Annotated in this window: 8 protein-coding genes and 2 pseudogenes; 7 read left to right on the forward strand and 3 right to left on the reverse strand. The window is 69.1% G+C overall.

Features of this window, described 5'->3' with window-relative positions; all coding sequences use genetic code 11:
• Positions 1-77: 77 nt before the first annotated feature.
• Together I0C86_RS09895 and I0C86_RS09900 are read left to right on the forward strand one after the other, a co-directional pair.
• A pseudogene (locus I0C86_RS09895) lies at positions 78-2,660 on the forward strand (transglycosylase domain-containing protein); the annotation flags it as partial.
• A 218-nt stretch (positions 2,661-2,878) separates the two neighbouring features.
• Positions 2,879-4,378, forward strand: coding sequence for a glycosyltransferase family 87 protein (locus I0C86_RS09900; RefSeq protein ID WP_196200924.1), 1,500 nt, complete (start codon positions 2,879-2,881; stop codon positions 4,376-4,378).
• Between the two features lie 132 nt (positions 4,379-4,510).
• On the opposite strand, the gene I0C86_RS09905 is transcribed toward I0C86_RS09900, so the two are convergent.
• Both I0C86_RS09905 and I0C86_RS09910 read right to left on the reverse strand, forming a co-directional pair.
• Positions 4,511-6,784, reverse strand: a complete 2,274-nt coding sequence (locus I0C86_RS09905; RefSeq protein WP_230393894.1) for a hypothetical protein — start codon at positions 6,782-6,784, stop codon at positions 4,511-4,513.
• A 9-nt stretch (positions 6,785-6,793) separates the two neighbouring features.
• A complete protein-coding gene (locus I0C86_RS09910; RefSeq protein ID WP_196200925.1) occupies positions 6,794-7,570 on the reverse strand; it encodes a deoxyribonuclease IV in 777 nt (258 codons plus the stop codon).
• 206 nt (positions 7,571-7,776) lie between these two features.
• Between I0C86_RS09910 and I0C86_RS09915 the strand changes: the two genes are divergently transcribed.
• From I0C86_RS09915 to rplI, 5 genes are all read left to right on the forward strand, one after another.
• Positions 7,777-8,439: a hypothetical protein gene (locus I0C86_RS09915; protein WP_196200926.1), complete on the forward strand. Its 663-nt coding sequence runs from the start codon at positions 7,777-7,779 to the stop codon at positions 8,437-8,439.
• Between the two features lie 341 nt (positions 8,440-8,780).
• Complete coding sequence (gene rpsF / locus I0C86_RS09920) at positions 8,781-9,071, forward strand: 30S ribosomal protein S6 (RefSeq protein WP_192766155.1); 291 nt, start codon at positions 8,781-8,783, stop codon at positions 9,069-9,071.
• 82 nt (positions 9,072-9,153) lie between these two features.
• Positions 9,154-9,705 carry a single-stranded DNA-binding protein gene (locus I0C86_RS09925; protein WP_196200927.1) on the forward strand — a complete coding sequence of 184 codons (552 nt, stop codon included), beginning with the start codon at positions 9,154-9,156 and terminating at the stop codon, positions 9,703-9,705.
• Between the two features lie 45 nt (positions 9,706-9,750).
• Entirely contained in the window at positions 9,751-9,990 is a 240-nt protein-coding gene (rpsR, locus tag I0C86_RS09930) for a 30S ribosomal protein S18 (protein ID WP_007073789.1), read from the forward strand.
• A 14-nt stretch (positions 9,991-10,004) separates the two neighbouring features.
• Positions 10,005-10,454 carry a 50S ribosomal protein L9 gene (rplI, locus tag I0C86_RS09935; RefSeq protein ID WP_196200928.1) on the forward strand — a complete coding sequence of 150 codons (450 nt, stop codon included), beginning with the start codon at positions 10,005-10,007 and terminating at the stop codon, positions 10,452-10,454.
• A 128-nt stretch (positions 10,455-10,582) separates the two neighbouring features.
• Here the strand turns inward: rplI and I0C86_RS09940 are convergent.
• A pseudogene (locus I0C86_RS09940) lies at positions 10,583-11,035 on the reverse strand (CPP1-like family protein); the annotation flags it as partial.

Raw genomic sequence — 11,035 nt, forward strand, 5'->3', positions numbered from 1 at the left:
CGGCGAGCTGGTCGGCGGCCACCCACCGGGCTCGTCGTTCAAGGTCTACACCCTGGCCGCAGCGATCGACGCGGGTATCCCGATCGAGTCGCACTGGGACTCCCTGCCGTTCACACCCGACGGCATCCGCGGACGCCCGACCGGCCGGGCGGGCGTCCGCGGGCCGGGCGAGCGTCGGAGCCGCGTCCGTGAGTGGCGCGGGAGCGAACGGCGCCGCCGGTCGGGCCCGGGTCGGCCGGGCGGCCGTCCCGGTTTCTCCGGCCGGTCCCGGTGGCCCCGACGATCCGGACGGCCCCGGCGGCTCGGGTGGTTCCGGTGGCCGGCGTGGCCGCAGGGGTGGCGAGTCGGACCCGGCGGCGCTGAAGCGGGCGAAGAAGCGCAAGCGGATGAACCTCGTCATCGCCGCCTTCGCCGTGCTCATCATGCTGACCGGTGGCGGCGTGGTCGGCGTGACCTACTACTCCACCAACGTGGTGCTGCCGGACGAGATCCCGCTGCCGGTCGGCACCACCATCCTGGCGAGCAACAACCGGGACGTGATCGTGAAGCTGGGCGAAGAGGCCCGGTCGATCGTGCCGCTGGACAAGATCCCGAAGTTCGTGCAGCACGCGGTGGCCGCCGCGGAGGACCGGAAGTTCTACAAGCACAAGGGCGTCGACTACCTCGGCATCGCCCGAGCCGCCTGGAACAACTTCACCGGCGGCACGAAGCAGGGCGCGTCCACCATCACCCAGCAGTACGCCCGGAACGCCTACGAGAACCTGAACGACGACAGTTACCAGCGCAAGGTCAAGGAGGCGATCCTCGCCTCGAAGCTGAACGACGAGTTCAGCAAAGACGAGATCATGCAGCACTACCTGAACACCATCTACTTCGGCCGGGGCGCGTACGGCATCGAGATGGCGGCGCAGACGTACTTCGGGTTGCCGGCGGAAAAACTGAACGTGGCCCAGGCCGCGGTGCTGGCCGGTGTGATCAAGCAGCCGGTCAACGACCCCCAGACCGGTGTGAAGGGCTTCGATCCCGCGGACAACCTGGAGCTGGCCAAGGACCGCTGGACCTACGTGATCAACGGTATGGTCGAGGAAAAGTGGATCAGCCCGGCCGAGCGCCCGACCGAGTACCCGAAGGTGAAAGAGCGCAAGGACGCCAGCGCCTCCAGCGGGGTCAAGACGCCCAAGGGGAACGTGGTCAACTACGTCCGGGCCGAGATGGCCGAGATGAAGCTGTGCCACGACGGCCCGATACCGGCGGGCAGCACGAAGCCGAACTGCCAGGCGGCGCTGGTCACGGACGGCTACCGGATCAAGACCAGCATCAACCTCAAGATGCAGGACGCGGCGGAGAAGGCGGCCCAGCAGGAAAAATCTAGCTCTCCGCTGAACGGCCAGCCGAAGAACCTCCAGGCGGCGCTGGTCTCGATCGAGCCAGCCAGCGGCCAGGTGCTCGCCTACTACGGCGGCAACGACGGGACCGGGATCGACTACGCCGGAAAGAACATCCTCGGCGGCGAGCTGGTCGGCGGCCACCCACCGGGCTCGTCGTTCAAGGTCTACACCCTGGCCGCAGCGATCGACGCGGGTATCTCGATCGAGTCGCACTGGGACTCCCTGCCGTTCACACCCGACGGCATCAAGGGCCAGATCGGTAACGCCGGTGCGAAGAGCACCGACTGCAAGAAGTGGTGCACACTCGAACACTCGACCGTCAAGTCCTACAACGTGCCCTTCTACCACGTCAGCGAGGAAATCGGCCCCGGCAGGATCGTCAACATGGCGAAGCAGGCCGGGATCAGCACGATGTGGACCACACCCGCCAAGGGTCCGTCCGAGCCGGTCGACCTGGCGAAGAAGAAGTTCGAGAACGACACGAAAGAGCCGTTCTTCCACGTCGTCGCGTTCGGGCAGTACCCGATCACCGTCCTCGACCACGCCACGGGGCTGGCTACTCTCGCCAACCGGGGCAAGTACAACAAGCCCCACTTCATCATCACGATCGAGCAGCAGGACAAGCAGACCGGTGCGTGGAAGAAGATCGGCGGCGAGCAGCTCAAGCCGTCACAGCGGATCAAGCCGGAGGTCGCCGACGAGGTCACCTCGGTGCTGAAGAAGATCCCGGGCGCGAACAGCCGTAGCCTGGAGAGCGGCCGGTCCGCGGCCGGCAAGACCGGCACGTGGCAGTACGGCCTCACGGACGACAACGCGCACGCCTGGATGGTCGGCTACACCCCACAGTTGGCCACGGCGGTCTGGGTCGGCAGCGACGATCCGAGGAAACCCAGGATCCGCAAAACCGGCGGTGGAACCGTCAGCGGGTCCGGCCTGCCGGGTGAGATCTGGCAGCAGTACATGAACGACGCGCTCAAGGGCTACGACAAGAAGCCGCTACCGGATTCCAAGGGCATCGGCGATCCCAAGCGGGGCGACGGTGTCCCGCCGCCGCCGCCACCAGCGTGCCCGGCTCCGGTGAACGGGGTCTGCCCACCCCAGAACCAGAACCCACCGCCCACTTTCCCGACGAACCCGGATGGGCCCACCATCCCTGACCTTCCGGGCGGTCCGGACGATGGCCCGGGGCGTCCCGACGACGGCCGTGGTGGTGGCGGTGGTGGCGGTGGGGTAGCGATGCTGCCTGCCACGACGACCGGTCAGCGCGACTGAGCCCGGACACCTGCCGGCAATCGTGACGGCGGCCCCGACCACCTCCCGAGGTGGCCGGGGCCGCCCGCGTTGGTGGGCGGATCGGGTCCTCGCCCCGCACCCCCTGACATAGATTTGCGTAGATCAGACGGCCGGTGGCGGTCCGTCCCGCGCCGAATCGTTTTCCGTCCGCCCCTCCTGCTCGTGGCAGGGGCTTCGATACGGCAGGATGCTTACCCATGAGCGCGCAGTCGCCGGCTGGCATCGACGAACCTGAGAAGGCCGACCACCCGTCCCGGTCGGACGGGTTCGTCCGCGGACTCTCCGAGGCCATCGGTGGCCCGATCGGGGAGCACGCGAGCGGCGTCGACCGCCGGGGCACCCAGTGGAGCGGCCGGTTCTGGACCGCCGCCCGGATCGTGCTGGCCCTGACCTGTCTGACCCTGGCCCTGCACTGGGTGCAGAAGTCGCCCTGCCAGACCGGCGCCTGGCAGAACAACTCGCAGTACACCAAGTTCTGTTACACCGACGTGCTCGCGCTCTACTACGCCGAAGGGCTGAACGAGGGCAAGGTGCCGTACCGGGACCACCCGGTCGAATATCCGGTCGTCACCGGGTTCTTCATGGGAGCGCTCGGCCTGCCGGTGCACAGCATCGGCGAGGACCGTCCCGAGATCAACCAGGCGCAGTGGTTCTACAACCTGAACGCCCTGGTGCTCGGCGCCCTCGGGGTGGCCACCGTCGCGATGATCCTCGCACTACGGCGCCGCCGGCCCTGGGACGCCGCGATGTTCGCGCTCTCCCCCGCGTTGCTCGTCACCGCCACCGTCAACTGGGACCTGCTCGCGATCGGGCTCGCCGCGATCGGCCTGTACGCCTGGGCCAGACGACAACCCCTGGCCGCCGGCATCATGCTCGGCCTGGCCACCTCCGCGAAGCTCTGGCCGCTGTTCATACTCTGGCCACTGTTCCTGTTCGCGCTGCGTACGGCGCGGGTCCGGGCGATGGTGGTGACGGTCGGCTCGGCGATCACGACCATCGTGGCGGTGAACCTGCCGGTGGCGATCCTCTACCACGACGGCTGGAGCCGCTTCTTCCAGTTGAACAGTGAGCGCGCCATCGACTGGGGCACCCTGTGGTACATCGGTCGCTACCTGGACGGCAAGTGGAACACCGGCAGCCCCGGCGACCAGGGACCCTTCCAGTGGCTCAGCGACCACATACCGACGCTGAACACCCTGTCGTACGCCCTGATCGTCCTGGCCTTCCTCGGCATCGGCGCGCTGGCGCTGCTCGCCCCCCGGCGTCCCCGGCTGGCGGCCGTGGTCTTCCTGATGGTCGCGGCCTTCCTGATCTTCAGCAAGGTGTGGTCGCAGCAGTTCACGCTCTGGCTGCTGCCGTTGGCCGTGCTGGCCCGGCCGCGCTGGGGAGCCTTCCTCGCCTGGCAGTTCGCCGAGGTCGGCTACTTCCTCGCGTTCTACGGCGAGCTGCTCGGCGCCGCCGGCAAGCAGGTCTTCCCGGAGGGCGTGTTCGTGCTCGCCGCCACGTTCCGGTTGACCACCGTCGCGGTGCTCTGCGGCCTGATCATCCGGGACATCCTGCATCCGGAGCACGACCCGGTCCGGGCCACCTATCCGGACGACCCCGACGGCGGGGACTACGACGGGGCACCGGACGCGGGATGGCTGCGCCGGCTGCGCGGCGTTCCCGAACCGGAACGCGAACCGGTTCCGGCCTGACGACAACCGGCACGGCCGTCGCCTCCGGAAACCCGGCCGGTACGGCGGTACGGCGGAGACCGCTTCCGCGAACCGGTCCGGGTCCCCTTCCGCGAACCGGTTTCCTTCCGCACGCCGGCCCGGCGTGCACCGTCAGAGCCGGTAGACCACGGTCTCGCCGACGTCCTCCCGGCTGATGCCGAGGGTGTCGACCGGCAGGTCGATCGTCGTCTGCAACGGAGTGCCGGCGATCCGGTCCCGCAGCACCACGACGGTCCGCACCCCCAGTTCGCGCAGATAGGCGATGCTGGCCGAGTCGGGGAAGTTGGCCGTCACCTGACGTACCTCCTCCAGCCGGCGCGGGGTGAAACCACTTCCACCGTTGACGATGTCCTGGAACCGGCTCGTCGACCAGAGCATGACGTGCTGGTCGGTCTTCTGGTCGGACGGCAACACCAGGATCGGTCCGTTCGACACCCGCATTGCCGCAGGCTGCCTCGGCACGACCGGATGCGGTGTGGCGTTGAGACCCTCGACCAGCACCAGCAGTAGCGGCAGCAGGGTGACCAGGCGCAGGAACGGGCCGGGGCGGGGCGGTACCCGCTCGACGGCCGAGATCTGCCGTGCCCGTTCCGCGAAGGCGCCGACCGAGCCGGCCGCGAGGATTCCCAGCAGCAGGCTGGTCCAGATCATCAGCCGGCCGGGCGTACGCAGGGCGTCCCAGCCGGGCGCGTGCTCGAAGAGCGGCAGGTAGGTGAAGGTACCGCCGAAGAACCGGCTGCCCATCGTGAGCACGGCGCTGGCCAGCAGGGCAACCAGCAGCAGCAGTCGCTGCCGTACCGTCCAGATCGAGAAGAACAGGCCGGCGATGGCGAGCGCGAGGAGCGCGTACCCCGGCAGCAGCGTGGTTTCCGGCAGTCCGGGCAGCCCGTCGCGGACCCGCTCGTGCAGGTCACCCCAGAGAAGCGACTCGGTCGGGGCGGTGAGGAACCCTCCGGGCGGCGGGGAGTAGTTGTGCACCTCGTCGGCGCTCCGCCGGGCGTACGGGTGCTGTTCGGCGACCTTGAAGTACGGGATGGCCAGCAGGGCACCGGTAGCGGCGAAGATCGCGCCACCCCAGAAGTCGGCCAGCATCATCCGGAATCCGAACGGCTGCCGTGGCCGGCGGATGATCCGCCGTACCAGCCAGCTCAGCAGCACCACGGCCGCGATCAGACCCAGGACGTACGCGAAGACGAGGCCGATGCCGAAGCCGAGGCTGAGCTGCCAGGCGGCGACCAGCCAGCCGGCGAAGGCCCAGCCGGAACGTCGACGCTCGGGTCGGTAACCGTGCCGCATCGACCAGCCGTGTCCCCGGGCCAGCATGGCCAGGGCCAGCGGAATTCCTCCGTTGGAGATGACGTGCAGGTGACCGGCCTGCGACAGCAGCCAGGGCGCGTACGCGAAACCGACGCCCGCCACCGCGGCGCCGATCCGTCCCGAGCCGAGCTGCCGAACCAGCGCGTACGCCCCGACCACGGCGAGCGCGTGGGCCAGTACGAACAGGATGTTGTAACGGAGGATCGCGGCCTCCGGACCGTGGCCGATCATGCCGGCCGGCGCGTAGCCGAGCAGGGTGTCCGAGAAGGCGAAGGTCCAGTTCTCCGGGAAGAAGCTGTTGCTCTGCCAGAGCTGGGCCGGTTTGGTCAGCAGGATGTGTCCGGACCAGGCGACCTGCCATGCCTGCAGGGTGGGATCCCAGTAGTCCTGCGGCAGGGTGTGCTTCGGGTAACGCAGGGTGGGCCAGGTCATCAGGACGGCCAGGGCCAGCCCGCCGAGTCCGGCGAGGGTCCACTCGTGCACGAGCCGGCGGCCGGTGCCGCGGCTGATCCGCCGAAGCCGGCCCGGTACCACCTCGGGAGCAGGCGCGAACGAGGTGAACGGATCATCAGGCTTATCCGACTTGCCTGACTCTGGCTTGTCCGACCCTGGCTTGTCCGACTCGGCCTTCGTGTCGTCCTTCTTCTCGTCCGGCTTCCCGTCGTCCTCCTTCTTCTTCTTTTCGTCCGCCGTCTCGTCGTTCTTCTTCTCCGGGTCGCTCGACGTCACCCTGTCCACGGGTGCGGCGGCCTCGGTCGTCGCGCCGTCGGCGGCCTTGCCCCGCGTCTGGTCCGGAGCCGTTCCGGGCGTGTCGGCCGGATCGGTGTCCGGCTGCTCTTCCCGCTCCGTCTCCGTCTCCGGCTTCGCCCCCGGGCCGGTGCCGGGCCGCTTTCCCGGTTCGGTGTCGAGCTTCGCGTTCGACGCCGGTTCGCTGTCGGCCCTCGCGCCACCGGCGGTCGGCGCGCTGTCCGCCGAGCCCTCGGTCCGGGCGACGGCGGGTTCGGTCACGCCTCCCGCGCCGGTGGGCTCGGTCGTCTCGTCGGCGACGTTGGACTGGTCCGTCGACATCGGCCCGCCCTACCGGCCCACGCGGTCGCGCAGGTATGCGATGTCGGTGGCCTGACCGTCGACCCCGCCAGGGGTCTCGACGATGACCGGGGCACCGGCGGTGCGAACCACCTCGACCACCAGATCGGGATCGATCATGCCGTTGGCGAGATTGTCGTGCCGGTCGCGGCCGGAGTCGAAGGCGTCCTTCGAGCCGTTGGCGTGGATCAGGTCGATCCGGCCGGTGATCGCCCTGACCCGGTCGACGATGTCGAGCAGGTCCTCTCCGCCGGCATGCGCGTGGCAGGTGTCCAGGCAGAAGCCGACGCCGTACTCGCCGACCGCGTCCCACAGCCGGGCCAGGTTGTCGAACCGTCGGGCACAGGCGTTGTCGCCGCCGGCGGTGTTCTCGACGAACACCGGTACGCCGTGACCGCCGGACGCCGCGACCTGGGCGAACGCCTTACGCCAGTTGTCGAAGCCGGTGGCGATGTCGTCACCGGCGTTGACGTGTCCGCCGTGCACGATCAGGCCCTTCGCGCCGACTTCGGCGGCGGCACCGGCGTGGCTGAGCAGGAGCTTGCGGCTCGGTATCCGGATCCGGTTGTTGGTGGTGGCGAGATTGATGACGTACGGCGCGTGGATGTAGACGTCCACCTCGGAGCCGCGCAGCTGTGCCGCGTCGGCCCGTGGTTGTGGTGCTTTCCAGCCCTGCGGATCGGCGAGGAAGAACTGGACCGCGTCCGCCTTCCGCAGGGCCGCCTCGTCCAACGGATCCGTGGCATCGACATGGGCTCCGATACGCATGAAGGCGAGCCTACGTCGCGCCGGTCTCCCGGCGGGGAGGGGCAGGCCCCACCGCCGGTCGTCAGGGTGTCGTAGAAGCGGGGCGTAATCCGCGTCACCTATCGATCGGTGGATCGTTTCTCCAGGTGAGATCCATGCAACCTGGCCGCCCCCGGGCGGATGCGGGTGTTCTGCCGAGGTCGTAGTTCTGCCGAGAAAGGAAAGACGTGGCCCTGTCGCTCCGACGTCGTCGCGCCACCGCCGCGGTCGCCGCGCTCGTCGCGGGTACGCCACCGCTGGTGTCCGGCGTCGCGATGGCCGAGCCGGCGCCGCCGCCCGGAATGGGTGTGCGGGAGACCGATCGGGTGGTCACGTTCGGCAGTTCGGGCCCGGGTGCCCTCCGGTGCGTCTCCTCGTCGGGGGCGACCAGCATCACGGTGCTGCCCGAGAGCACGGTGCGGGTGGTGAACGACACGGGCCGGCGGACCCGGTTGCTGCTGGACGGTACGGCGCACGGGGAACTTCCCGCCGGGTCGTCCGCGGATCTGATCTTCCATCACGGTCCGGTGTCGCTGGCACTACGACCGATCTGTGTCTTCCCCGCCGAGTCGGCCGTACGGGTCGAGGTGGGGCCGGCGTCGCATGGTCCCGATGCGGTCGGCCTCCGGAGCACCGGTGTGGCGCCGAGCGCGCTGCCCGGCGCTGTCCACCTGCCGTCCGGTCGACTCGGCGGGGCTCCGGCCGAACTGGTCCGTCCGGTCGACCCGGTACGGCCAGCCGGGCCGGTCGGCCTGCTGACGCTCATCGCGACCGTGTGTGTGGTCGGCGTCTCAGCAGGAGCAATTCGGGCTATTCTCGCTCAACGTGCAACACGGACTGTTGTCGCGTAAGATGACAATAGAATAGGCTCCGCGGGGCGCCTCTCGTCCAACTCATCGGTGTGGTCGTTCCTCCCCAGGTCCCACCCAAAGAATGCGGACGGGATGCGCCCCGCGGCTTTGCACGGAAGAGCCCTTTCCAGGTCGGCGCGACCGGAAGGGGTTCTTGCCGCTGTCGCCTCGGTGTCCGCTGGCCACGGGGGTGCCGGCGGTGCCCGGTACCGGAACACCGGGTAGTCTGGTCAGGTTGTCCGTGATGCTCCGGGATCCCTCCCGACGCCGTGCGGCAGCAAACGCATGACCTCCTGCCACGGAAGGACCGTGGCCGCTAGCCCAGAGGAGGTGGGAACGTCTTGCGTCATTACGAAATCATGGTCATCCTCGATCCAAGCCTCGAGGAGCGCACCGTCGCCCCGTCGCTCGACACGTATCTCAACGTGATCCGGACCGCGGGTGGCTCGGTGGAGAAGCTCGACGTATGGGGCCGCAGGCGCCTCGCGTTCGAGATCGACAAGAAGGCCGAGGGGATCTACGCCGTCATCGACCTGCAGGCTTCGCCTGCGGCGGTGGCCGAGCTGGACCGGCAGCTGCGACTCAACGAGTCGGTGCTACGCACCAAGGTCATCCGGCCGGAAACGCGCTGACGCGTTTTCCGGCACGCCCCGGATCAGCCTCATCAGTCCTGTCGTACTGCTCTGGCAGCCTTTCACTGGCGGAGACTGATGAGTGCGCGAGGAGATGGTCATGGCAGGAGATACCACCATCACGGTCATCGGCAACCTGACCGACGACCCCGAGTTGCGTTTCACCCCGTCTGGTGCCGCGGTCGCCAAGTTCCGGGTCGCCTCGACGCCCCGGTTCATGGACAAGGCATCCGGTGAGTGGAAGGACGGCGAGCCGCTGTTCCTTGCGTGCACCGTCTGGCGGCAGGCTGCGGAGCACGTCGCCGAGTCGTTGCAGCGTGGCGCTCGCGTGATCGTGTCGGGCCGGCTCCGCCAGCGGTCCTACGAGACCCGCGAGGGTGAGAAGCGCACCGTCATCGAGCTGGAGGTCGACGAGATCGGCCCGTCGCTGCGGTACGCCACGGCGAAGGTGCAGAAGATGTCACGCTCGGGCGGCGGCGGCTTCGGTGCCTCCGGCGGTGGTGGCGGTGCCAGCGGCGGTGGTCAGGGTGGCGGAGGAAACTTCGAAGACCCGTGGGCCACGGCGGCACCGGCTGCCTCGCGTCCTGCCGGTTCGGGCGGCGGCGGAAACTTCGACGACGAGCCCCCGTTCTGATATCGGGTGCCTAATACTCGAGATCGCAAACCAGGAGCAAGAGCAATGGCGAAGGCTGCGGCACTGCGCAAGCCAAAGAAGAAGGTGAACCCGCTCGACAAGGACGGGATCACCTACATCGACTACAAGGACACCGCGCTGCTGCGCAAGTTCATCTCCGACCGCGGCAAGATCCGCGCTCGGCGGGTGACCGGGGTTACCTCGCAGCAGCAGCGGCAGATTGCCCGTGCGGTCAAGAACGCCCGTGAGATGGCGCTCCTGCCGTACACGGCCACGGCCCGCTGAGAGGAGGCGCCGATATGAAGATCATCCTTACCCAGGAGGTTTCCGGTCTCGGTGCCCCGGGCGACATCGTCGAGGTGAAGGACGGCTACGGCCGTAACTACCTGCTGCCGCAGGGCTTCGCGATCGCCTGGACCAAGGGCGCGGAAAAGCAGGTCACGGTCATCCAGCGGGCCCGTGCGGCCCGGGAGATCCGGGACCTCGGCCACGCCAACGAGGTCAAGGCCCAGCTCGAGGGCCTCAAGGTCAACCTGACCGCGCGCGCCGGCAACGGTGGGCGGCTCTTCGGTTCGGTGACCCCCGGCGACGTGGTGGACGCGGTCAGGGCGGCCGGTGGCCCGTCCCTCGACCGGCGTCGGCTGGAGTTGCCGGGCGCCATCAAGTCGATCGGCAGCCACCAGGTGCGGGTCAAGCTGCACCCCGAGGTGACCGCTCGGTTCGACCTGAAGGTCGTACCCGGCAAGTAACGACAACCGTCCAGGGGTGCCGTCCGACCGGGCGGCGCCCCTGAACTGTTTCTTCGCCCCTACCGCTACCGCCCTGGCAGAAGGCGACCCGTCCCGGGACAGCGGGCGACGGCGGGCGACCCGGAAAGTCAGCCGCCGAGGGGCTGGCCGCTGATCACGCTGAAGAGCACGGTGGAGAGACCTCCGCCGACGACCGCGGCGGCGAGCCCCACTGTCACGGCCCGCCAGGTGCGGTTGAACCAGCGCATCAGGGCGGCGACCACGAGGCCGGTACCCAGCGCGGCGGCGAACCGGGGCACCCCGTCGAGCAGCGCGGTCATCGCCTGCCCACGCTCGGACTCGCAGCCGCCCGACGCCGCGGGTACGCAGTCCACCGGAACGCTGGCGTCGAGCGTCAGCACCCAGACGAACACTGCCAGCACGGCGACGCCGTACCAGGCGGCGGTGTAGAGGACGGCGGTCATCGGGCCGTTGGGCCGAGGATCGAGCAGGTCGTCCTCGAGCCGACGGCTCAACGGGCTGGCCTGACGTCGGCCACTGCTCGACGTCGGCCGTCGGCCGGCCGCCGAACGCCGCCCGGG

Source organism: Plantactinospora alkalitolerans, from assembly GCF_015690345.1.
In the GTDB taxonomy this organism is placed as follows: Bacteria; Actinomycetota; Actinomycetes; order Mycobacteriales; family Micromonosporaceae; genus Plantactinospora; species Plantactinospora alkalitolerans.